20 protein-coding genes and 1 pseudogene are annotated in these 24,035 nt (G+C 61.1%); 15 read left to right on the top strand and 6 right to left on the bottom strand.

The features are described 5' to 3' along the window. Window positions 1–867 precede the first annotated feature (867 nt). Window positions 868–2,370, bottom strand: a complete 1,503-nt coding sequence (locus tag QTI51_RS37205) for an integrase catalytic domain-containing protein (RefSeq protein ID WP_286517798.1) — start codon at window positions 2,368–2,370, stop codon at window positions 868–870. 1,488 nt (window positions 2,371–3,858) lie between these two features. Further along, on the bottom strand, window positions 3,859–4,590 hold the full coding sequence (locus tag QTI51_RS37210) for an H-NS histone family protein (RefSeq protein WP_286517796.1): 732 nt from the start codon (window positions 4,588–4,590) through the stop codon (window positions 3,859–3,861). 253 nt (window positions 4,591–4,843) lie between these two features. Between QTI51_RS37210 and xseA the strand changes: the two genes are divergently transcribed. The 4 genes from xseA to QTI51_RS37230 all read left to right on the top strand — a co-directional run bounded on the left by xseA (window position 4,844) and on the right by QTI51_RS37230 (window position 8,035). Further along, a complete protein-coding gene (xseA, locus tag QTI51_RS37215) occupies window positions 4,844–6,583 on the top strand; it encodes an exodeoxyribonuclease VII large subunit (protein WP_286517795.1) in 1,740 nt (579 codons plus the stop codon). Beyond that, the gene (gene xseB, locus QTI51_RS37220) at window positions 6,580–6,897 is read left to right on the top strand and encodes an exodeoxyribonuclease VII small subunit (RefSeq protein WP_286517793.1); all 318 of its coding nucleotides are present in this window, start codon (window positions 6,580–6,582) and stop codon (window positions 6,895–6,897) included. The genes xseA and xseB overlap by 4 nt, the downstream gene beginning before the upstream one ends. Window positions 6,898–6,994: 97 nt before the next feature. Then, a complete protein-coding gene (locus QTI51_RS37225) occupies window positions 6,995–7,327 on the top strand; it encodes a hypothetical protein (RefSeq protein WP_286517792.1) in 333 nt (110 codons plus the stop codon). Between the two features lie 63 nt (window positions 7,328–7,390). Further along, a complete protein-coding gene (locus tag QTI51_RS37230) occupies window positions 7,391–8,035 on the top strand; it encodes a hypothetical protein (RefSeq protein WP_286517791.1) in 645 nt (214 codons plus the stop codon). A gap of 116 nt (window positions 8,036–8,151) precedes the next feature. Here the strand turns inward: QTI51_RS37230 and QTI51_RS37235 are convergent, their stop codons facing one another. After that, window positions 8,152–8,481, bottom strand: coding sequence for an SDR family NAD(P)-dependent oxidoreductase (locus tag QTI51_RS37235; protein ID WP_286517894.1), 330 nt, complete (start codon window positions 8,479–8,481; stop codon window positions 8,152–8,154). Window positions 8,482–8,995: 514 nt separating this feature from the next. Between QTI51_RS37235 and QTI51_RS37240 the strand changes: the two genes are divergently transcribed. Next, complete coding sequence (locus tag QTI51_RS37240) at window positions 8,996–10,972, top strand: Ig-like domain-containing protein (RefSeq protein WP_286517790.1); 1,977 nt, start codon at window positions 8,996–8,998, stop codon at window positions 10,970–10,972. A gap of 652 nt (window positions 10,973–11,624) precedes the next feature. Here QTI51_RS37240 and rpsU read toward each other — a convergent pair. Both rpsU and QTI51_RS37250 read right to left on the bottom strand, forming a co-directional pair. Continuing rightward, window positions 11,625–11,837: a 30S ribosomal protein S21 gene (gene rpsU / locus QTI51_RS37245; RefSeq protein ID WP_286517788.1), complete on the bottom strand. Its 213-nt coding sequence runs from the start codon at window positions 11,835–11,837 to the stop codon at window positions 11,625–11,627. A gap of 893 nt (window positions 11,838–12,730) precedes the next feature. Next, window positions 12,731–12,997, bottom strand: a complete 267-nt coding sequence (locus QTI51_RS37250) for a type II toxin-antitoxin system Phd/YefM family antitoxin (RefSeq protein ID WP_286517787.1) — start codon at window positions 12,995–12,997, stop codon at window positions 12,731–12,733. Window positions 12,998–13,208: 211 nt separating this feature from the next. Between QTI51_RS37250 and QTI51_RS37255 the strand changes: the two are divergent. Beyond that, a pseudogene (locus QTI51_RS37255) lies at window positions 13,209–14,043 on the top strand (helix-turn-helix domain-containing protein); the annotation flags it as partial. Window positions 14,044–14,077: 34 nt separating this feature from the next. Here QTI51_RS37255 and QTI51_RS37260 read toward each other — a convergent pair. After that, window positions 14,078–14,677, bottom strand: coding sequence for a nuclease-related domain-containing protein (locus tag QTI51_RS37260; RefSeq protein WP_286517786.1), 600 nt, complete (start codon window positions 14,675–14,677; stop codon window positions 14,078–14,080). A 144-nt stretch (window positions 14,678–14,821) separates the two neighbouring features. On the opposite strand from QTI51_RS37260, the gene QTI51_RS37265 reads away from it, so the two are divergent. From QTI51_RS37265 to QTI51_RS37305, 9 genes are all read left to right on the top strand, one after another. Next, window positions 14,822–14,950, top strand: a complete 129-nt coding sequence (locus tag QTI51_RS37265; RefSeq protein WP_286517785.1) for a hypothetical protein — start codon at window positions 14,822–14,824, stop codon at window positions 14,948–14,950. Next, a complete protein-coding gene (locus QTI51_RS37270; RefSeq protein WP_286517784.1) occupies window positions 14,951–17,203 on the top strand; it encodes a hypothetical protein in 2,253 nt (750 codons plus the stop codon). Beyond that, window positions 17,200–19,203, top strand: a complete 2,004-nt coding sequence (locus QTI51_RS37275; protein WP_286517783.1) for a GTPase family protein — start codon at window positions 17,200–17,202, stop codon at window positions 19,201–19,203. The genes QTI51_RS37270 and QTI51_RS37275 overlap by 4 nt, the downstream gene beginning before the upstream one ends. Beyond that, window positions 19,200–19,898 (top strand): phage tail tape measure protein, encoded by a 699-nt coding sequence (locus QTI51_RS37280; protein ID WP_286517782.1) that lies wholly within the window; start codon window positions 19,200–19,202, stop codon window positions 19,896–19,898. The genes QTI51_RS37275 and QTI51_RS37280 overlap by 4 nt, the downstream gene beginning before the upstream one ends. A gap of 138 nt (window positions 19,899–20,036) precedes the next feature. Next, window positions 20,037–20,591: a DUF262 domain-containing protein gene (locus QTI51_RS37285; RefSeq protein WP_286517780.1), complete on the top strand. Its 555-nt coding sequence runs from the start codon at window positions 20,037–20,039 to the stop codon at window positions 20,589–20,591. 29 nt (window positions 20,592–20,620) lie between these two features. Then, complete coding sequence (locus QTI51_RS37290; protein ID WP_286517779.1) at window positions 20,621–21,613, top strand: hypothetical protein; 993 nt, start codon at window positions 20,621–20,623, stop codon at window positions 21,611–21,613. A 96-nt stretch (window positions 21,614–21,709) separates the two neighbouring features. Continuing rightward, a complete protein-coding gene (locus QTI51_RS37295; RefSeq protein WP_286517777.1) occupies window positions 21,710–22,087 on the top strand; it encodes a hypothetical protein in 378 nt (125 codons plus the stop codon). A gap of 83 nt (window positions 22,088–22,170) precedes the next feature. Beyond that, window positions 22,171–22,632, top strand: a complete 462-nt coding sequence (locus QTI51_RS37300) for a toll/interleukin-1 receptor domain-containing protein (protein WP_286547708.1) — start codon at window positions 22,171–22,173, stop codon at window positions 22,630–22,632. Window positions 22,633–22,650: 18 nt separating this feature from the next. Continuing rightward, a complete protein-coding gene (locus QTI51_RS37305; protein ID WP_286517774.1) occupies window positions 22,651–24,033 on the top strand; it encodes a hypothetical protein in 1,383 nt (460 codons plus the stop codon). Window positions 24,034–24,035 lie beyond the last annotated feature (2 nt).

Here is a 24,035-nt window from a genome sequence, read left to right on the forward strand (position 1 = left end):
TACCGGGCTAGGAAAGGCGAGACCGCCAATTTACTCCGAACTTGTCAATGCGCTGAGGCAGTGATTTCAGAGCGCAAGTTGCTACTCGGATATGTGGATCTACAACTCCTAATAAGCGTCCAGAGAGGTAGCAGCGTACGGCTCGGCACGATCGCACCTGAGTAATCGGTGGGTGCAGCATCCAACATGGAGCCGGCCGCTCATTTGTGAGGCCAGTGCGAATAAAAATGCATTCCGACTTCGCTCGCTCAAGAATTGGCAGAGAGCCCGATTCGGGCCTAGTTGTTCTCAAGAGTCAACGTTATCTCGGCAAACGTGCGCCCGACCAAGCGGCAGTCATCGAGACTTTGGTTTTTCACAAGATACACCTCCCTCGCTTGCAACGATGTCTGCAGATACTGCCTCGCGATTGGACTCCATGGTTATGGCTACGAGCGGCGCGCGCATTGGCGTCAGCAGCGCTTGCTCGCAGCAACTGGATAAGCACGTTGTCCGCGACGCGTTTACAAGCCCAATGCAGAAGCTCGTAGTTGCGATTGCTTCAGCGGCATTCGATCCGACATCACGTCGTGCGGCCGGATGAATTAGCGTTGATGTAGCCGACATGCTGCCAGCGAAGCGCCGAAGCCATTAACCGCGAAACATATATGCTTGTGCCGAAACGGTTGGTGCATAGCCAGGCATGCATGGCATCACCATAGACTTACACGACCCGGGCCAACGCCTTATCTGGCGGACGACAATTATCTTGAGCGGTCGTGTTGCCTCACCAAGGAATGTTACTCAGCCAAGTTGTCTTCTTTGATTTCATTTTTCTAATGTCTTCCGGGCGCGCAGCGCCCCCTCCCTCGGCTTGGCCGTGCACGTTTAACGCGTGGCAACCGAAGGCAGCGCCGACCTTCTCAGTTGTCCCAGGATCAGGTCCTTGGCCTTCTCAGCCCGCCAAGCCTTGACGCGTCGCTGCAGCGTTCGCAACTGTGCCTTGGTGGGGTAGGCGTCGGGCAACATGATCGAGAGGCGCTCCATCAACTCCTTGGCGGTCGACGTCGGCGCATCGTCGAGCCAGCTTTCGACGACGCCCCACGCGTGTTCGAAGGGATCTGTGCGCGTTCTCCACCAGCGCTCTGGCAATGGACTCTTGCGGTGCGTAGGTCGGACCTCGCCGGCCTTCCATGCCGTGGCGAGACTGTCGACGAACGCCGTCACCTCCACGCTTCCAACCGATGTCATCAATGCACCGGCTGGAGAGGAAGCGAAGTCGCTCAGCATTTGCTGTGCTACCCGGATGTCTCGCAGCAGCAGCACCGGGTCGAGCTGTTCGAACTGCGCACGCAGCTTGCGTTTCACAGCATCGGACACCCGGTCGGAATCCAGCAGCCTGCTGCACGGTGTTGCCGGCGGGTAGTAGGTTTTGTGCACGCGCGCACCGTCGCGCGACTTCGACTTCAGCTTGAACGAGGGCTGGAAGAAGTTGACGTACAGCCGCGAGGCGTTGTAGAGCTGCGCCAGTGCGCGTGTCGCTGGCAATCCAGAGAGGCGTCCATAGCCGACGAGACGGCGCACGATCGAGCCGTTCTTCTGCTCGACCCAGGCTTGGTCATTTTTCCGGTACGCACGCGAACGGGTCTGCTCCAAGCCATGCGTCCGGCAATAGTCGAAGACAGTCTGGTTCATAAAGGCACTGTCGTTGTCCACGCCAAGCATGTCGAAGGGAAGCGCGATACCGACGATGGACAGGGCTTCCACGATGAGCGCCTGGTTGCGAACTGGCATCGCGACGCATTCGGTCCAGCCGCTGGCGATGTCGGTGAGCGTCAAGGTATGCACGAAGTCTCCGCCGACCTTGGAGCCGCCGCAATGTTCAACCATGTCAACTTCGAAGAAGCCGGGCGGCGGGTCTCTCCAGTCGGCAAAGGTGCGAACTGGAACGCTGCCCCGGATGGCCGCACCCACGCCTGTTCTGCGCTTGCGCTGGCCGTCGATGCTGGCACGCGTGGCGGCCAGGGTGCGGTCAATCGTGGCGGCGCTGACTTGCATCAACCGGGCGCGGACCTCGGCGTCAAGCCGCAAATTGCCGTGCCGCTCCATGGCACCAACAAGGATCGGGATGAGCATCTTCAGCCGCTTGCCGCAGACGCGGTCACTTGCCTCCCACAGCATGATCAAAGCTTGCCGTACCCCTTCATCGTACAGGCGGTTCGTCGGAGGTCGGCGCGGCTTCGGCAGTACACCGGCAAGAACGCGTATCGCGTGCTTGCGGTGATAGCCGGTGACGGCCACGAATTCATCGAGGATGCGACTCCGATCAACGCTGGATGCCTGGTGGTATCGCTCACGGATCGCCGCGGTGAGTTCCTTGCGGGTGGTCATGCTGATTTGCCTCTTCACATTGCTTGCTCCCGCCGGACCATCCGGTGGGTAGCAAATTGCGTGAGGCAACGGGTCGCCTTGGGTAGCAAAACTACTGAGTCAATGCGGCCGCTCAAAGTAGTTGACGCCGGGCAGCCTTATCAATGCCGGCGCGCAAGTCAAGCGGGCTCGTTGCATGCAATACCGAGTCGACAGGGACGAAGTAGTAACTCGAGCATCCGGAAGTGCATGCGTCGGCCACGGACGCTGACCAGGTCACAGTGTTGATAGTTAAGTCACGGCGGTCTTCGAGGCGTATGGGATCGCCGCCTCGGTGCACGCGGCGCGGTTGCTTCCACCATCGGCAGCGAGATGAGAGCCAGCGGGCTTAGCGCTACTGTCGACTGGGTCGATAGGCGGCTGGGCCAACTTGTGGCCTCAGCGGCGCAGCAGTCATAGGGACGGGTGAAGTCCAGCTTGCACCGCCTGTCTGCGAACCTTCGGCCCGCTGGAACTCCTTAACTATTAGCCTTTCTCCCTACGGCTTAGCTAGCAAACACTCGACCGAGTAAGCCAATAAATACACTAACGGCGGGCGATTGTGTTTAGATGGATGGCTCCCGGGCTTGCCTTCAATAAACGCTTATGCCGTTAGTGTATTTACTGCGTTATTGGTCGCTTCCCTTTTTGAAACCCCACCGCTGGCGACGCTGCCCACTGCAGCGGCGCAATGCTGCTCGGCAGCTCCAGATGTTTAGCGAGGTGGGTATCCGTGATGCGCTCGGGCTATGCCGACGATGTTCGCGAGGTGTCGAGCAAGCGGCCGACCCCTGCGCGCGCGGTCTTGCGGCTGGCTAAACAGCCAAAGCGTGTCGATGCGGATGTCCAGATGAGATGCCGGGGAACGATTACGAGTCAGCCAGCTGCAACTCGACAGGGACGCGCTGCAGGGTAGGTGCGACGCCATTGGTCGCAGGCATCGCATCGCCCGTGCGCTTGAAGCCGCGAGCCGCCTGCGTACGACGTTGGTGTTCCGGCCGCACTCGATGGCCAGAGCCGAAACCGATGCGCCGGGCTGGCGGCCTTCGGCCAAGATGCACCTCTTGAACTACGCACGGTGGACTCTGCGATCGGAGCTACTGGGATGCATAGGCGTCAGCTAAAACTAGGTGGACGCTAGGCTCGAAGAGGGTCGCGGCGAGCAAGTTCGGACCGCCAGGCGCCCGCCCTGCGAATGCAACCTGAATGCGCTTCGGTGAGGAAATGCCAAGCAACTCTACACCTCACTGCCGACATCGCAGCCTACTCGACAAGTAGGCCCGCGCGAAGTGAGAGACGCCGGGGCACGCACCCGTTCACCCCGCACATCAACTCCAAAGGCATCCCAACAACTGAAGCGCTATTGCACTCATTGTCCGACAAGTGCCAGGCACATTTGCCGGATGCTCACTTAGTTGGCCTACTCAGCTGGAATGGCTGGTTGTTTGCAAGCGTGTTGAGACCTGAGCCTCAGACCCCTGCAGACGTCGTGGCAGAGGGGCCAGACTTCTCGGCACCGGCCGTCGCAGTGCCCTTGTTGGCCACGGGTGCCACCGATTTCACGCGCTTGCTCTTGGACTGCGGCGCGCCCTTCACCGACGCGCGCGCCGCCTTGGGCAAGGCAGTCTTTTTCACACGTACCGTCTTCTTGGGGCTCGTCTTCGCCTGGCGCTGGGCCTTGCGGGCAACGACCTTCGATACCCCTTGCGAGGGAACGGTTGCGTCGGTCGACAAGTTCGCCGCATTTGCGATACGCGTTTTCGCGGAAGCTTTGGCGCGTTTCGCCATCGAATCGAGCGTGTCAGGCTTCGCCACAACCGCAGCTACATCACCTTGCTTCGATGCGAATGCACTCGCCGAGCGCTGCTGGGCTTCAGTGCTGAATTCCTCCAAGGAGCGACCATTGGACAATGCCTCGCGCAACCAACGTGGCCGCGGACCGCGCCCTGACCAGACTTGACCGTCGTTGTTGGCAAATCGCGGTGCTGCTGATTTGTTGCTGTTCGACGCGCCGGCCTTTACAACCTTCGGGCTTTTCACCGCAGTCCTGCCAAAGCCCAGCTGATCCGGCGTCAAGCCGTAATGGGATATGGCCGCCTTGATGCGCTCCACCACGCCCTTCAGCTCACTTTCGCGAAGCGCATCGGCCTCCTTTTGGAGCTTTTCGATCTGCTTGGTAATTTGCGCGAGGGTTTGTGCCATATTGGGAGTCCTATTGAACGATTGAGGACCGGAGCATAGCCGCTTAAGCTTAAGAAGCTCCACAAGCTGCTAATTCCGAAGGTACCAAGCAGAGTGTGAAGTGAGTGTCACAACTCGTGAATCAACGAGAATCGTGCTGCCGTTCTTCCGTACCGCGTGTGCGGCGCTCTCAAATGGTGCACTCAGAGATACCATCTCACTACCACTTCGCGACGGGACAAATCGCCGCACTTCGCGTCAGCTTCCCCTTTCTATGTCTCGTCAGTACCTCGATGTTCCATACAAGTCCAAGGACGCGGCCAAAGCACTCGGCGCGCGCTTCGACGGCGCTGTCAAACGTTGGTATGTTGAGGCGGGCATCGACTTGGGCGCCTTCACCGCTTGGCTGCCGGCAGCTCGAGAAATTGCATCTGAAAATGCCGCCAGCCTGGCAATTCAGATGCCCGCCGGAACCAGCCTGTCCAACGTCAAACAAGGCATAGCGCTGTCCCGTTTGCTCAACAGCGTTGCATCGGCTGTTGCACAAGCTTTTGCCATTGGCGTCTGGACGTTGGTCGAAGTCAACGAAGCAACCGTGCGCAACGGCCATGTGTACTTAGAGGTTGCCGAGCGAGATGCGACGGGCCAACCAATTGCTCGGGCACGCGCCATGATCTGGGCCGGCACAGCCTCGCGCGTCTTACCGGAATTTGAAAAGGCCACCGGCGCCGTGATCGGCGCAGGTATCAAGCTGCTTGTGCGCGCTCGGCCCGTTTTCAAGGCTCAGTACGGCCTGAGCCTCGAGATCGATGCCATCGACTCCGAATACACCCTGGGTGACCTCGAGGCACGCAAAAAAGAGATCCGAACCCGGCTTCAGCAAGAAGGCGTGTTCGAGCGCAACCGCCGGCTTCCGCCACCCTGGGATTTTCGGGTCGTCCTAGTCATCGCCCCGCAGGATGCAGCGGGCTTGGGGGACTTCAGGAAAGAAGCACAGCGCTTGGAGAAGTTCGGTATCTGCCGGTTCGTTTATGCGCACAGCCGCTTTCAGGGCGAAGGTGCTGCGCGAGAGATCGTTTCGGCCGCCGAGCGCGCCCTTGGGGAGCTCAGGGCTGGCGAGCGACCAGATGCCATCGCAATCATCCGCGGCGGCGGTGCAGTCAACGATCTCGCATGGCTGAATGATTACGGGCTCACCCGCTTCATCTGCGACCAGAACATTCCTGTGCTGACCGGGATCGGGCATGAACGCGACAGCACCCTGCCCGACGAAGTGGCCCATGCACGATTCGATACGCCCAGCAAGGTCATAGGCGGCATCGAGCAGCAAATCATGCGCCGCGTCGGAGAGGCGCGCTCCGCGTTCGACGCGATCCTGACCATTAGCGCACAAAAAGCACGTGTCGCGCGGCTGAGCATCGAGCGCCGCGAGGCAGGAATCAAAGTCGACGCAAGAAACCATCTCGCGCGTGCGAAGCAGGACGTCACCGCAGCACTCAACGCTGTGTCCGCGAGCTCGGTGCAACATGTGCATGGTGCCGCTCGCCACAGCCTGGCGTTTTTCAACGAAGTGCGCTCCGAAACGTTGCAGTCCTTGGCCGCGGCCAAGCAGCAAACGCCTGCGCTGATGACCGCTATCCGCGTTGATGCATTGGCGACCCTGGGCGAGGGCAGGGCAGTGACGCGCGTCGTGCTCAATACTGTGGTCGACCGCACGGCAGCGGTGGCACGCACAACAGCGCAGGCGCTCGACGACCGGCTCCAGCGCGTGTCTGAACGTGCCAGTGGCGCTGTTCAAGCTGCTCGCGGCAACGCACAAGCTCTCATGCGTGAGGTCACTGGTCAAGGGCCAGCGAAAACGCTGAACCGTGGCTTCGCCATCGTGCGAAATGACGATGGGCACCCCGTGACGTCGAGCGCGCAAGCCAAGGAAGAAATCGCACTCAATATTCAATTCAGAGACGGTTCGGCCAGGGTTCGAATCAGTCCCGCCGAAGCAAAGGAATCGAAATGACCCAGAGAACATTCAAGGAAGCCTACGGCGTGCTGCAACGGCATGCAGAGACGTTGCGCGATCAAGAAGACCCGAACATCGATGACCTGTTGACCATCGTCATAGAGTCGGTTGAGGCATACAAGGTCTGTAAGGACCGCATTGACGCCGTGGAAGGAGCTCTGAAAGCAGCGCTTGATGGCGTCGGAGTAGGCGCTCCTCCGCAGGCGTCGCCCGTGCGCCCAGGAGCACGGACGCCCAACTCGGCAACGGGTCGCATGAGTCGCGACACGATCCCAAACTCGGCAGAGGCGGACGACGATATTCCTTTCTAGCTCTGAAGCCCTCTTCGACCTACCGGAACCTGACTTTTCACACAGAACTTCAGCGCTTTGGAGCAGACACGCGCCATAGCGTCGGCACAATATGAAGATGTCCCAAGCCGCTCCCGTCATTCGTTCGCGCGCTCGTCGCCAGTCAAAAGCCGCAGCTGCTTGGGTTGCGCACACAGAAGTGTTTTCGGCCAGCGGCTATACGGATATACGCATATTGGACGGCAAGGTCTGCGCGGTAAAACAGTTCAACTACACCACGGCCGTCGTGGTCGGATTGGACCCTATTGGGTATCAACGTCGATATTGCTACGAGCACCGCGCCGACGCTCAGACCGCGCTCGCGGAATGGGATGGAGAAGAGCATCCATCCGGTCCGTGGATCAAGTGCAAGGGCTCTGGTATCGACCTGTTGAACCCGGATTTCTGCTGAGCTTCTCAACGCGCTTTCCGGCCTCTGGAAACACCCCATGTCATCCTGGGCAAAAACTTCCATATGGACGTATTCAAGATCGATCCGAAAAGGGTGCGAGACATATCACCCGAGCTGCTCGACGGCCACCGACGCCTTCGGGTTGTATCCGCAGACATCCTCAAAAGGACGACTGCACAGGAGCGCCTGCTCTTCGGCGTACGTGAGGGCTTGTACAGCTTTCCCACTGAAGAGCTTTGCGAGTTTCTACGAGCTCGAATTGCAGGCAGAACTGCGATCGAAATTGGCGCTGGTCACGGAAGCCTCGCTGAGGCGCTCGCTATTCCTGCCACTGACAATCGTCAACAGGAAGAGGAGGGCATGAAGGGGTACTACGAAGAGATCAGGCAGCCCACGGTTCGCTACGGCGACAACGTAGAGAAACTGGATGCATTGGCCGCGGTGACCAAGTACAAACCACAGGTCGTGATTGCATGCTGGGTCACGCACCGTTTCGAACCAAATCGTCCGGAAGCAGGGGGAAGCCTGACCGGTGTGGATGAGGAAGCACTGATCGCCTCGTGCGAAGAGTACATCTTCATCGGCAACGATCACGTGCACACACAGAAGCCCATCTGGCAGCTGCCTCACGAGAAGCTGACGCCACCTTGGATCTTCTCGCGTGCTGTCAATGGAAGCCCTGATTTCATTGCGACCTGGCGGCGATAACGGCGACTCTGGCCAAACTCCGAGCGGGGAGCCGCATCAGAACGTTGGTGGGGCTCCGAGCGGAAGGCGACTATATGTCGCTCTCACTTTAAGGCTCGTCCAGAAATCGCGGCCACTTACCAAGCTTTCGGTGCGAGGCCCGGACCGTCGCCGTCGTGAAAATAGCCACCGGTCGGTCCGGCCCACCCGAGCGTGGCCAGGCGTACAGCAATCACCGCGCCCTGTTCGACCGTCCGCGGTGCCATTGCACCGCCCATGTCGGTGGCGATCGAGCCGGGGCAACCCGCGTTCACTTTGATGCCGTCGCCGAGAAGCTCCTTTTCCAGCTTCGCAGTGAACATGTTCAGCGCGGCCATGGAAGCCGAATAACCCATGGCGTGCTGGCTCCAAGTGCGCGTCTTCATATCTTCGGTCAGCGTGATCGAGCCCAGCCCGCTGGTGACCATCAAGATGCGCGCTCCCTCCGATTTGCTCACCGACTGCAGCCGCATGTGCCGTTGAAGCAAATCGCTCCAGAAGGCCGTCCGCACTACCCCGAAATGGCCTCCGAAGGGCCGGCAGTGCAACCGCGCCTTGCGCTGGCACCGTGAATATCACGCCTTGAGGTTGGACGAACGCCTGTGCACCACGGGCTGGCCCTCAACTCGGGATCTACTTGTTTTCGGCGATAGACCCGAAAAGCCCTCGCCACTAGGATCCCGACTCGCTGCTTGCTGTGAGTTGCGTGGCGGTGTTGCGACGCGCGGTTGGGCGACCCGCAGTCTGATCAACGCTCCCCGCACCAACGCATGGGCCCCTGGCTTTCATCGCCGCCGCGAACACCAAACCTGCCGATTCGAACGCTCCGTGCGGATCGTTCGGTGTCGCGCGACATCGATGCCAGGGTTGGCTACCGCGCTCTGCGCGTGGGCCGCCGCGCGCGTTTGCAGTTCCATCAACCCTTCCAGACGCGAATACCAAATGACGGCCTTCAAGACATTGCGCCTGCGGCGCTCAGGATACTCAGGGACCCCGTACCTCCAGCGCGCCGTCATGATGATGGTCGCTTTCGTGATGCTGTCTGCCTTGGGCGCCTGCGGCGGAGGCAGCGGCTCGTCGGGTGCATCGTTTGCGCAGCTTCCTCAGCCTGCCGCGCCGGCGGCGCCGCCCGCGCTGGTATCGATAAAGGTCGCTCCTGCCGAGCCTCGCATTGCGGCGGGCACATCGGTTCAATTGGCGGCCACGGCCATCTACAGCGACAACACGCACACCGATGTGACGACGGGCGCAGAATGGACCTCCGCCAATGCGAGCGTGGCAACAGTGGATGCGTCGGGCAAGGCGGTTGGTGTGGCCGCAGGGCCTGCCGCGATCACGGCCAGCTTCGGTGGACAAGGCGGCAGCACAACGCTAACGGTGACACCGGCCACCGTGGTGAGCATCGCGATCACGCCAGGCACTGCAACCATCGCCAAGGGAACGCGCGCGCAGTTCCTCGCCACGGGCACCTTCTCGGACGGGACGGCGCAGAATATTTCTGCCGACGTGGCCTGGAGTTCATCCGGCACCGCGGTGGCAACAGTCGACGGAACCGGTCTGGCGAGCGGCCTGAGCGTAGGGAGTGCGACGATCACGGCGACCTGCCGCAACGCAAGCCTGTGCCCCACGGCGGCCGCTGCAACGGCAACCCTCGACGTCAGCGCAGCCTCCCTGACCTCGCTGGCCGTCACGCCCGCCAGTCCCAGCATCGCGCTTGGCACGACGCAGCAGTTCACGGCTGTCGGCACGTACAGCGATCTGAGCACGCAGGATCTCACCGCACAGGTCAGCTGGGCCTCGAGCGACGTCTCGACGGCGACGGTGAACGCCCTCGGCCTGGCCAAATCCCTGGGAATCGGCTCGGCGAATATCGAGGCCACTATGTCCGGGACGACCGTTGGCACGGCGACGCTGCGCGTCACCCCGGCAATCCTGGCTTCCATTGCGGTGACGCCCTCGTCGGCAAGCGCCACGATCGGTGGAACTTCCGATGGCAAGACGCAATTCACCGCCACGGGAACCTATACCGAAGGCAGCACGCAAGACATCACAAGCCTGGTGACGTGGACGTCCGATGCTCCCTCCGTGGCAACCATCAGCAACGCTGCGGGATCGACAGGCCTTGCGAGCAGCGTGGCTGCTGGGCGCGCGACCATCACGGCTGCCCTGGGCAGTGTCAGCGCAAGCGCGCCGCTGACCGTGCAGCCCAAGACGGTTTTCTCTGTGCCGGGAGCCGCAACCTGGACCGTGCCGGCGGGTGTCACATCCGTGCAGGTTGTCGCAGTCGGCGGCGGTGGCGGTGCGGGCTTTTCGGATGACGGGGGCCACGGCGGTCGGGTGAGCGCGCTGCTGACGGTCACGCCGGGCGAGGCATTGACCCTCTTCATGGGCGGTGGCGGCAGCAGCGTTGCCGCCGGGGGGAATGGCGGTATCGGCGGCGGCGGCATCGCCATCTTTGGCGCAGGTGGCGGTGATGCGACGACGTTCGCGCGAGGCGTCACGGTGTTGCTCATTGCCGGCGGTGGTGGTGGTGCCGGCCACAGCTCCGGTGGAACGCGCGGAGGCGACGGCGGGGGATATGGCTTGGCTTCAGGAGCCCCGGGCTCCGGCGTGGGTGGCGGCGCCGGGGGAGGTGGCGGGATCGGCGGGTCGGCGGGAGTCGGCACCAGCTTGCCCGGCGAGAACGGCACCAGCACCTATGGTGGTACCAGCGCCGATAACGGTGGCGGCGGCGGCGCCGGCTTTGGCGGCGGAGGGGGCGGCGGTTACAACGGCAACTACGGCGGCGGTGGTGGCGGCGGCGGCAGTACAGGCCCCGGCGGCGCAATTTATTCGGTCAGCAACAACGGTGGCAGGGACATCGGTGCGGGCGTGAACCAAGGCCGCGGAGGTGACGGTTCGATCACTCTCACCTATTGACCTTCGTCGACCGATGCCATCGACGCCCAGCCGTGCCCTGTCATCAACTGCGGCGCACCAATGCGATGCCGCGGTACTGAAAGGGTACAGCCCCCGTGCAGCCGCCGGAACAGAATACGTCGCAAAGCCCGTCCCACGGGAGTTCGATGTGCCCCCGCGTTCAGGCGGCTGGACGTCGACATCGGCTCGTACACATCGTGATGACCAAACACGTGTATTAACCCTGGCTCCAGATCCAGGTACGCCGCGTCCGATTTCTTCCCGCACGACGAGGTGCTCAGGCCTTACAGATTGCTTTGCGTCTGCGTGAGCACCTGCGACCCGTGGCGGTACAGCCTGAATGACCACATCTCGCCATCGCACGAATTCGGCTTCCTCTCGATTTACGCGCTCCACAGTGCGTCGACTTGCGGAACCACCGCTGACGTGACTTCGAACCTTCGATGTCCAAGATTGATGTCGCAGGGTTTGTGGCGGCTGTCGTAAGCGAAGTGGTGATCCTCGTCGCATGTCTGGTTTTGGCGGACAGCCGAAGTCTAGCCCGCCGGCAGGGGCGGTATCGCTTCGTCAAGATGGGATGGCTGTTTAGCCCGACCCTTAAAAAGACGCCCGGACTTTGCGACCAGGCGGGCTTTCGCGATCGAACGCTGGATCAGTACATCTTCTTGGGCAACTGCGAAGAGCGGACCAGCTTGCGTTGGCGGCTCACGGCTGCAGCCTTCTTCCGCTTGCGCTCAGTCGTGGGTTTTTCGTAGAACTCGCGGGCGCGAATCAGCGTAAGTAGCCCCACCTTTTCGATCGTTCGTTTAAAGCGCCGCAAAGCGACTTCGAAGGGCTCATTGTCTTTGATGCGGACAGTGGTCATGCAGATAGTTGATGCTGGGAGGCACCCGAGGATCCCAGCAGATGATGTGCCGGTCCGCGAGATACCGCTTAGTTATCGGAACCTAATTATCAGCGCTTTACGGTCCGTATTTTTTCCATGTCCACGATGCAGTTCCTAGCCTTCGCGATGGAGAAGGGCATTTCGGTGCAGCAGCACCTCGCGCGACAGACAGCGGTGACACGTTGGGTGGTGAATCCCCTAAAAGTCCTTGAGGCTTGACGCACAGGTGCCATGCGCGATCTCTACCAAGCCACGTCTACCATGGACGCCCTTTGCCAGACCCATCCGAGTCTTCGCATCAGCGCGCTTTGCTGCACGACGGCTGCCATTCAACAGCCGTCGTGCGTCCAACAGCTCGCGTACGACTGAAGAATGAAAACGTTTGATCGGAAGGCGAAGATGGACGAGTTGGAGACACTCGACTACCAAGGCTGGCACTTCCTGTGCGGTGGCGAGCAGCTACCTTCAGGAGTGTTCTAGGCGACAGTGCGCTACAAAGCACCGCCCGACGATCAGATTCGGACCCTTGTTCTCGATTCTGAGCAATATGGCTCAGCAGACGATGCGTTGAAGCGTGCCAAGGAACTTGCCATTACATGGGCTCACGAGCGTCGCGGCGGCGGCCGTAGAGACGCTTGATCTAAAACTGTACGAGCTCGTCTGGTCAAAGCGATTCTTCCCTCGAAGATTCGAGGTTGTGTTCCTTCTCAATGAAGGGCAGCACTTCGCAAAGAATTTCTTGCAGCGTCTGCCGCAGTCTCATCACTCTTCGAAAGTCTGTGTTTTCGGCGGCGCAGTTCCACAAGCAAGCTCTGCGATCACAATCGGATGCACCCACACCTGATTCAACGCAAGCAACTCAATTGCCTAGCCTAGCCGTCCAGCAGTAGGTTCAATGCGTCGTGTCTCGAGTCCATACGGCTTTTTGATATTTCCTCAACGACGTCTAAGGGGAGGTCTTGGATCGCATAAGCCCTGACCGCACGAGCCTTAAGGCGCTCGAATTCGTCAAATTCTCTCTTCGAGATGAAGTAGCCGGTAACACGATTGTGGCTAGTAACAGCTACCGATTCGGCTTGGACAACCTCATGGTAGTAACCAAAATTTTCGGCGAATTCGCTTGCAGCAACAGTGATCATCACGCACCTCCGTGTACCCGTACCTTACGGAAAATGCGGAGAATGGCAAGTTAGGTGTGTGGGTGCCCGAAAATCCGTTCATGCCATTTGATTTAACATAAGCTTTATTGTGTTGGTTTATTCTGTATTCGCTGATTAGTAATGTCGTGTTTTGACCAAATAGAAATGTCGCATCGTTGTGCGGTCCAGTTTCTGGATCCGAGGTACAGCGATGGCCACAACCACAGCAACTATCACCATGTCGATGCAAGAAATCGATCGGCTCAAGACAGTTCATGCGGTGGTCGACCGGATGCGCGGGTCGGCCAAGCGGCGCAGCGGCTTGGCAAGAGTCGAAGGCAAATCGAGCGACTTGTGAGCCGGTACCAGGACGACGGGCCTTCCGGCTTGGTCTCACGCAAGCGCGGGCGCCCCAGCAATAACCAACTGGCCCCAAGGCTGCCGAGCGCGCCGCCAATCTGATACGCGAGCGCTACGCCGACTTCGGCCCGACGCCGGCTGCCGAGAAGCTGGACGCATGTCATGCGTGTCGTGCTCAGCAAGGAAACTGTTCGCGCGTTGATGGTGGCACAGGCCTGTGGATGCCAGCGACCACGCTCTGTTCGAAGACCGTGCGCCGGCTTGTGCGCTGCTGATGTTCATCGACGACGCGACCAGTCGTCTGATGCAGTTGCACTTCGTGCCGACGGAATCGGCCTTTGCTTTGTTTACTTCGAAGCCACGTGGTCGTACCTCGAGCAGCATGGCAAGTGGTGGCGTTCGACAGCGACAAGGCCGCCATCTTTCGCGCGGTGCAGACCTCGACCGACTTCGGCCGCGGCGCCACGCAATACGGCCGTGCGCTGTTCGAGCTCAACATCGACATCATGTGCGCCAACACCAGCCAAGCCAAGGGTCGTGTCGAGCGTGCCAAGCTGACGCTGCAGACCGGCTGGATCAAGGAACTGTGCCTGTGTGGGATCAACACGCGCGATGCGGCAAAGGCCTTCGCCCCGCTCTTCATGGCGGACTTCAATGCGCGGTGTGCGAAGCCGGCCAGGCGGGACTGAGCATGGATGGGAGGTCGCAGATGATATTACTTTAAAGTGGCGTGGCGGCCTGGCGCTGTCCTTGGCGGCATGCCGCGTCTGGCGCCACCCCGAAGCGGTTGGCCAGGAAGTCATGCAGGCGATCGACCCGGTCCTGCGCCAGCGGCGGATGCTGGCAGGCCTGCGTCAGCAACGCCCCGATGCCGTCTAGTTGGCTGGCATCGATGATCCGCTCACGCGGATAGCCGATGCTGCCCTGCGCCACCCGGAAGTCGGGCAGCAGCAGGAAATGGGCGATCCGCACCTCGCCGAGCTGGCACTCGCGCAACCGGCCGATCAAGCCCTGCGATTGGGCGTGGGCCTGATGCGCGAGGTTCTTCTCGACAGCGCCGTAGCGCTTAAACACCCCGCGCTCGGACAGTTCAACCTCGTCGGCCTTGACCTCGAGCACAGCCAGGTGACCGCTCGGGAACACGACCACCGCATCGAGCTCGCCATAGCGCTGGGATGCGTCGTGCAGATGCGAGATCTGGAGCCCGTGGTAGATCCTGCAGGCCGCAGGCAGGGCGTCAGCCAGCAGGCGCAGCATTTCGCCCTCGCGGTACTGCCCCGGACTGAACGCGCGGGAAGCTTCAGGATGCAATTCGGCCATGCAGAACTCTATGCGACGCACGGACCGCCACAGCCCAGGCCGGCCACCGAAAACGTGCAATACGCACGCGCTGCGACATATTTTGTCGCCTGGCTCGGAAAACTTGACCACGTCCAAGAAATTCGCCGATGCGGAAGGCCCCTCATGAAACTCAACTACTCGCCGCTCGAAAACCTTGCGGCCTTCGCCCTTGCATTCGCTGCAGGCGTCCTGTCCTCGGCATGCGTTGCCGCATATATCGCTGTGCTGAAGGGAGAGGCAAACATCAAATGAATGCCAATTGAGACTTCTGCCTCGCCTTGGCCGAATCCGGCGGCATTACACTTTGAAACGAATATCAGGATCGACATGCAAACTCCGGAACTCCTACTCAACAAACTGAACGCCGCGCTGCTTGACCTGCATGCGGGGAGCGCTGTCCTCAGCGATCCGAAGTTGTCCCTGGCGCTGAAGCAGGCGCTGAGCCAGTTGATCGTCGCGGAGACTATGTCGAAAAACTGGATCATCGCCGTGGCGGGCTCGCAGGGGGCTGGCAAGACGACGCTGGTTCAGGCGCTCTATGGCCTAGCCTCAGGGCCGGACTCCTGGCTCAAACCCAACGAGGGGCGCGGCGAGAAGATGCCCGTTCTCGTGGTTGAAGATCCGGCGTGCAAGATTCCGCAGGGGACGTTGCGCGTTCTGGACCGTGTTGGCGACAGGACTGCGCTCGCGACGCGGGACGTCAAACCGGCGGAATTCCATGCGGCGGTCTGCGGCGAGCTCCCCGAGGTCGTCCTGCCGGTGCTCCTCGTCCCGCTTCGGCATTTCCATCGAGAGGGGCAGGCCATGCTTCTATTGCCCGGCTACGAAGTGATCGACCGCGACAACAATGCTTGGCAGAACCTCATGCGACTGGCGCTCGTGGGTGCCGCGGGCTGCATCGTTGTGACCGACGAGACTCGGATGGCGGGGGAACAGGAGTCCGCGATCCTGCGGGACATGCTTGCCACCCAACTCAACGGAATGCGGCCGCTGGTCGCAATCAGCAAGACCGAAGGGTTGGCCAGCCAGCCCGAGAGCGTGCAACGGTTGAAACAGCGAGCTGCCGACGTTTTCGACATTCCTTCGGATCGACTGGACGCGAGCGTCCACTGCATCGGCGTGGCGGACCCCGACTACGCGTTGCAGTGGCTGCCGCGACTCTCGGCTGCCTTGAGAGACATCAGTCTGGGCGGATCGGCGGCGCGTAAGACACAGCTCACGCGCCTGGAATCCGTCGTATCCGATGACCTCGGTCGCGTGCTGGACCTTGCCCGAGTCCGGGCTCAACTGCACTACGCCGTGGATGAGGATGTCGGCGGCGCTACCGAAGTCGTGAAGCGATTCCTAGAGGCTTTCGACGGCTCCCGCGACGAACTTCGCGAAGAGGTACGGAAAGCGGTGTCTAAGCTCTCGCAGAAGCACTTCGACTGTGCGCGTAACGAGCTCGACAGGATCCTGCCGGAGCGGCACGAGGGCTTGATGAACAAGTTCAAAGGCGTACTCGACACCGTCTCCGAATCGCAGCAACAACTCGAAAGCAGCGTCAAGGATGCATGGGCAATGTCTGGCCCGGTTTTGAAGCGTTTCGCGGAGGAGACGGAGGGCATTTCGAAGCTTGCAATGGGTGTTCCGAAAAGCTCCGCCGAAACGCCTGCGCGCATCGGCAGCCACACATTGGCCATCGATCAATCGCGGCAACCTGCGCCTGCCGAGACCAGGGCCACGGAGCGCCCCGATGCCGTACGCCCCAACGCGGACGACATCGCCAATCTACAGATCCTGTTTCATGACCGGTATCCCGTCGAGCAGGCCGGTAACGAAAAATCGATCACGAAAACCAACAAAACGTTGGAGAGGACGATCCAGCTTTTGCCGGCGCTTACATTGGAGTTCCTGCGGACAGCGACCCTGCATCCCAGCCTGGTCGGCGTCGATCCGAAGACCTTGCAGCCTTTGCCTGCCGCGGACCTTGCCGCTTCGCTCGAAAAGGTCGGCCAGCAGTTTAACCAAGCGACCGAGCTGTCGAAGTCGATCATGCGGGGCGTCGCCGTAGTGATGGCCGTGGACGTCGGGGTCGACGGAGAGCTCAATTCGGTCCCCGCCCTGATCAACGTACTGACGGGCAGTGGTGGTGCGGCAGCAGCGGCCGGAACGGTCGCCAGCGCGGTCGTTGGCGTCGTCGCGGTGGCGTATCTGGCGCACTCGGCATTGCAGGAAGTGCGGCGCCACGACGGCCAGGTGCGCAGCATCGCGCATGGCATGCTACACAGCATTGCGGATGGGCATCAGATCCATTTCATGGAGCGAGTGGACGAGGTCCTCGACAGGGTGCGCGAACGGCTGGCGCAGCAACTCCGGCGGCGGTACCACCTCGACGAGAAGCTGATGACCCAAGACCGCCTCGCGAAGGCTTTGTCGGATGTCGAGTCGCATCGACGCGAACTTCTCGAGGAGATCGCCCGTTCCGGCGCGTCCGTGAATTGGTTCTCCGAGACCCCCGCGTGACGGAAAGCGGTGCGGCAAGGTCCGCGGACGTCGCCTTCACCGCGCGAAAGCCGGCGGACGGCAGACGCCACCTCAACTGGGCGTTCCGCGCACTCGACCGGTTGATCAAGTCAGTGGGCGACGAGGTACGCCCCTTCCTCGCCGGTGGGAATGCCGAGGCCTATGTTGTCGTCTTCGGAAAGACGCAGGTCGGCAAGACGACGCTGCTGCTGGAGTTGATGGGCGTTGCGCCGGAAGCCATGCAGCGTGTTTCGACGGTGCTGCGCGGCGGGCGCTCGCGGGGCCAGTCGGCCACCGCCACGGTCATGGAGTATGGACGCTCGCCCGATAGTGCATGGTGGCTGCAGCAGGGCCGTACTACGGCCAGCTTCGACACCGACGACGCGGCGACGCTGGCCCTCGCAGAACTGCGCCTACACATGGAGGGCGCCGCCCTCGTGTTTGAGTCGCCTGTGCGTGTCTCAATCCCTTCGGATTGCTTCACGCCGACCCGTGCGGACGAATTGCATGTGCGCATGCTGGATCTTCCGGGCGACCAGGCGGCTAATCCCGTGGAGCGACGCCACGTTGCCCAGATGGCGGGTCGCTATGTGCCCGGCGCGGATCTAATCCTGCTCGTGGGTAGGATCGACGACCTCGGTTTCATGAAGCCGGGCGGGCTGGCCTTGCCGGGCATCGAGGATTGGCAAATCGTGCCTGATCGCTTCCGTATCGTCAGTACGTACTCGTTCACCTCGGAATCTATGCGGGACTACGTCCGAACGGCAGCCGAGGGTCTGACACCCGGCGTTGTTCGCGAGCGTCTGCTGCAACAACTCGGCACCTTCGTCACCCTGACGCCCGAGGCCCGCTCGACGAATCGCCTCTTCCCGCTGGAGTTCGGCGAGAGTCTGGATCGCGCTGCCAGGTACGCTCCCGAACTGGCGGAACGGGTGCGGCCGCTTGTTCACGAATTGAAGGCTGAGCTTCTGGCGGATATTCGCGCATCGGCAACGCCACTTGCCCGCCTGCGTGCAGCGCTGCAGAGTCATTTGATCGTAGCCCGAGTGAAGCAGGCGCAGTTGGCAGAACAGATCAATCGCTTGGCCATGCTCGACCAGCGTGCAGAGGCCGCCCGCACGGACCTCGAGATGGCCGACAAAGCGCTGCTCCGCAGCCAGAAGCGAGTCAAGCCGTGCCAAGAACAACTAGAGGGAATAAAGACCGGGGCGCCCGGTCCCCGCCTCGCAATCGACGCGGACGCGTTCTCCAACAAGTTCAAGAACGTCGACCCCACTACGGTGGGTGGATTGAAGGCGCGCATCGAGGACTACCGGGCATGGGTCCGTGGAGAGTGGAGCAGGCTCGAAGGGGATTTTCATGGCCAGTGCATCGCCATCGTCAAGCGTTGGCCGCTGAACATGCTGGCCGCGACTGCGATGGATGGTCGCGCTATCGATCTCGCCATCGACAAGGACTTCGGCGCCATTAGTACGCGCCTCGAGGGATACTTTCTGGACAGCTACTTGATCCCGAGCAATCGCGCCGAGGATCAAAAATCGTTGAGGCTCGCGATAAAGACGTCCGCAGAATCCCTGACGCGCGAATTCCAGAAGAAGCGAAAGCAGGTTCTGAAAGTTGCGGTAGATCGATGGGAGCAGGACCTCGACAATGCGAAGAAGGCGGTTCGGAGCGCCAGGGCGCTCCGGGCCCGGTTGCGGGGCGTTCACGAACAATGCGTCGATTTTGTCACTCGCGCCATCGCCGAGCGCGACGCCTGCCAGGCTCGCCTGTCCGCCGACGAGGCGCGATGCGCGACGTTCACCGCGCTGCTCGAAGAGGAGTACCGCGTTGAGCTGGACGCGTCACGGCGGCGGATCGGCGGCCACCCTTCTCCCTCATCTGCCTTTATCGAACTGCTGAACGCGGCGCAGATGGTCGAGGCCCGCTCCCACTTGTTCCACCATGCTGGTGCCTCAATGCCAATCACCTCCCCTTCACCCATTTCCTCCCTGCCATGACGCCACACATTGACGCCCAGGAGCGCGAAATCAAAGAATTGCTGCAACGCGTCATGCGTGAACCGCTGCAGCCATTGAGTGAAGGCCTCGACAAGACAACGTCGCGTCTCGAATCACTTGAGCAGCAGGTGGACGATCTCCGTACCGGGACGATCGCAGCGCTCATGGCGCAGGTCTCGAAGGTAGATCGGGCAATCGGGGATCTCCGGCGTTCCAGCAATGACTTGGCCGACGAACTCACGGATACGCTCATTCCCTCTCTTGACCGGGGATTGGACAATCTCCAGAACACCATCAAGTTGGGGGCCGAGCCACTGGGACTGGCACTTCGAACCAGCGAGAGCCGAATCGGGGAGGCGCTCGCGAAGCTGGACGACTTGTCACGACGCGCGGGCAGCCAGGAGACCTTGTCAAGGGAGCTATCCTCGTCCTCTGCAGCGCAAATGCGGAAAGCCGCTGTCGCTGTCACCGACCAGATGCGCTCGACCCAGCAGGATCTTCTGCGCGCGATAGAAGAGGCGTCGCAAAGGGTGGTAGAGGATGCACGTGCGTTCGGCGAACAGCGACACCTGGAGCTGCTGCGAGTGGTGGACGAGAAGCTCGACCGTCTGCGACGACTCTCGTGGCTCGTCGCATCGGTGGCGGGCCTCGCCGCGTTGGGTTGCCTGGGACTATGGATCCGGCAATTTCACTGATGGTTGGTTACAGGCACCGTGTGCGCCTGTGCGATTGGCTTGCGCTACCGACGACGGAGCACTCAAACGGCGCATTGAGCTTGCGGACGACTTGGGCTCACAGCACTTTTCAACACCGATAGAAAGAAGGACCCGCACATGAAAGCAACGGCGGTATCGCTGCTCGCCCTCTTCGAGACCAAGATGCAACTTGAGGTGCCTCTATTTCAGCGGCAATACGTCTGGCAGCGCGAGAAGCACTGGGAGCCGCTCTGGGAGGACATCGCGCGCAAGTTCACCGACTACCTTGACGGTCGCAAGGACGCGCCGGTTCATTTCCTCGGTGCGATGGTGCTTGACTTAAAGCAGACGCCGGCAACGCATGTCGGCAAGCGTCAGGTCATTGATGGTCAGCAACGCCTGACCACGCTCCAGGTTTTCTTGTCGGCGTTCCGCGATTTCTGCAATGAGCAAGGCTGCGAAGACATGGCAAGAGAAATCGCCAGCTTCACGCTCAACAAGGGACTGATGGCGGACGCCGAAGTGGACAAGTTCAAGGTCTGGCCGACGCAACTTGATCGCGGGCAGTTCGCCGATGTCGTAGGCGCTGGGTCGCGTGTCGAGGTGCTGAGGAGCAGCATGTGCAGGCGCTGCGTGACAAGGCCTGGCTGGTGGTCAAGCTCAGCCCACTTTAGATACACCCAACCAAGGTGACCTGCCCCATCCAAGGAACTGATGAGGACATGAGCAAAGGCATCAAGATGCGATCTGCCAAGGATCGCCAGGGTCATCCGTACACAGTCGAAACTTTGCAACGATTGAGCGACTCAGGCATCGGCGCCGCCGATCTCGTCTGCGACGATCACACGTGCGCCTGTGCCGTGCGCTTCGTCCCGCGCTACCAGCAGAACCGGGCCAACCGAATCGAGCCGATCGACGTGCCCGCCTACATCGGACTCACCCGGGGCTCCGGGCACGCCGCCAGTTGCCGCTACAACGCGCAGGCACGCCTGAGCGCCATTGCCGCGCAATCCGACCCGGAATTCCTGAGCGCACTCGACGGCGGAAAACGGGAGCTTCGGCTGCTCGCGCTACACAACGGCTTGAGCAAACCCGGCCTGTCTGGCGATGGACTGGCAGCCACGGGTCGCGGGCCTGAGACAGGCGCAGGAAAGACGAGGATGCAGCTCCTCGCGTCGAACACGAAACTCGACAGCTATCTGCGCACGACCGCCGATCTGCTCGCCTTGCGCGCCCTATGCGAGTCCGATGACGACCTCGCCGACGACTTGATCTTGCGCCTGGGCAGCAAGAAGCTTCCGTGGAAGCAGTTCTTCTTCGAACGCGACCGTTTCGACGAGGCCTGGGAGTGCGTCCGGCAAGGCGGCATCACCCCCCATCCGATCGCCCTGTGCGGCGTGGTGAAGCGCCATCACCATCCTGGGCCCACCGCGACGTACCGGATGAGCTTCCTCAATTGCGACTCGCTGTACCGCAAGACTGACCGCGCAGACAGAGTGGAGACCTTCGAGGTCAGCGTTGCCCATGCGGATGGCGTCTGGTTGAGCAGCTTCGCGGTCGGAAGCGAGATTGTCCTGTTTGGCATCTGCAAGGCCGCCGATACCGTCGAGAAGACCGTGCCCGACAAGCGCGATACCAAGCGGAGCGTGACCTATGTGACACATAGACTCACGCTCGCGCCGAAGTTCAAAAAGCAGGTGGTCGCCATCGCCTAACCTGCGTCCCTGCTTCCTATACTTTCTGTACGGAGCCGACGCGAAATCGTGGCTGCGCATACCGGCACGCCAAACCCACTCACTCGATGCAAACCCATGGCCATCCAGAAAAACCTCTACAACCTGTTGATGTCCGGCAATGAGACGGCGTGGACCGGCACATCGTGGGTAATGGAATACGACCGCGTGTTCGAACACACGAACGCGCAGGTCAAGCAGCAGTTCGAAACGCTGGACGACGCTGCGCTGGCCGCGCTACTGGAACTGCCAACACTTTTTGCCTACGAAAGATTCGTGAACGCGCCGGCCCATGTGGGCCGAATCACCGGCATCAGCCGTCGGCAGAAAGAGTTCGCGTTCACATTCAACTTCGATGACGCCGTCGCGCCCATCCCCCATGCCAGTTTCATGCAACTGCTGCCGGAACTCGACATCGACCTGAAGGGGAGGTCAATCGCAGCCATTGGGCCGTGAAGAACGTTGATCTCGCGGATGTCCTGCACCGCGCCGGACTGCTCCCAACGGGCTTGCTGGGGCCTCTGCGACGCCCTCCGCATGTGTTCATCTCCTACTCATGGGATTCGCCGGAGCACCGCACATGGGTCGCGCAACTGGCCATGACGCTCAGATTAAACGGGGTCGAAGTGACACTTGATCAGTGGCATGTTCGCCCCGGAGAAGACCTGGCTCATTTCATGGCAAGAGGGCTACGCGAGAGCGATCGTGTGCTGATGATCTGCACCGAGGCCTACGTACAAAAAGCGCAACAACGCCAAGGTGGTGTCGGCTATGAACAAGTGCTTGTCACGGCGCAGCTCATGAGGGAGGTCGGCACCGCGAAGTTCATCCCGATCATCCGGCAAACAACCCACCCTCGGCAACTGCCCGACGAACTGGCCGCGCGCATGTACATAGACCTTTCAGACGGCCCGGAGCAGCACGCTAACCAGCAGCGCCTCTTGCGTGATCTGCATGACGTTGGCGTGCCGTTGCCGCCTCTCGGACGGCCTCCATTTTAATCGTCAAGAACTTTGTCCATGACCGAATCCCGTGCAGCCCGCCTTGCCAGAGAATTGACGTACCCACCTGATTTTTTTGACCCGCCCGACCCGCGCCCCGATTTCTGGCCGGACAACCCGGACCTGCGCCGAGCCGTGGACTGGTTCAAGAGCTTCATCTCGCCTCAACAGTGGGTGCAGCGCCGAGAGCAGGCCGCGCGCCGGCTCTACCTGAGCGCCTTGGGGATCGGCGACGAAGGTGGACGTTTTTTCGATGCCAAGGACAGTTTCGGCTGGTACCTGTTTCTGGCCGAAGCAGTCCTGGACCACATCGGCAACTACGACTATGTTTTCGGCTCCCGTGTTGTGCCTGTTTTTCAAGCCATCGGGCGCGATCTTCATCTGCTGAGACAAGTCGAAGGCAGCGAGTTGCGCGTCCAACGCATGGTCACCAAAGAGCGAGGTCAGCCCAATGGAGGGCTGTTCGAATTGCTGGTCGCTGCGTGTTACAGGCGTGCGGGCGCGACCGTTGCTTTCGTCGACGAGAAGCCTGGCAAGAAGCAGACTCACGATATGGACGTCACGCTCCATGGCCAAAGCTGGGCGGTCGAGTGCAAGCGCATGGAAGTCGGGGAGTACGCCGAGAGCGAACGACTGCAGCTTGGAAGGCTTTGGTCAGTTTCTTCCGCCTATCTGGCGGGGCTTGAACGAAGTACGCTGTGTCAGGCGAGCTTTCGCGTGGAACTTGCAAGCGTTCCTGGCGACTACCTGAAGGACAAAGTGCACGACTGGCTCGCCTCCAAGCAGGACAGCCAGGCCTGGGACGACGCCATCGCGTCCGGCAACATCGGCACCCTGGATCTGCGCCCCCTGCAGGCGGTGTTGTCCAAGGACCTGGTGCTGGGCAGCAGTCACCGCATTCTCGAATTGCTGACGGGTCGCTACGTCCGCAACGCCGCCTACCAAACGCTACTGCGGACCATGCCCGGGGAGAATCCGCGTTACGTCGATGCGTGCAACCTTGCTGTCGTCCTGAACTGGGAAAGCCTGAGCGAAGCAGCACTGGACAAGAAGGCGCGCGACATCCGCAAGAATCTGTCCAACGCGAACGCGCAACTGCCTGATGGTCGGCCATGTGTCGTCCACATCGGCTTCGAAGCGGTCGAAGGAGACAGGGTCGAGCGACTGCGCTACGACAAGATCCTCGCGACGGCGCGCCAATTCGATCCAGGTGAGAAACAGCTGGAATACATCTACTGCCACTACTTCGTGCCAGAGAGCCCCCCGGACCAATCCTGGGCGTTTGATGAGACCACGCAATGGTGCGCTATCCGCGCCACCCAGAAAAAGCCCTTGGAGAGGTGCTTTCTGGTCCTTGCATCGGGTGTTGCCAATCGGTCTGGTCCGCATTGGCAGGAATAGGC

Origin of the sequence: Variovorax sp. J22G73, from assembly GCF_030317035.1 — a bacterium.
In the GTDB taxonomy this organism is placed as follows: Bacteria; Pseudomonadota; Gammaproteobacteria; order Burkholderiales; family Burkholderiaceae_C; genus Variovorax.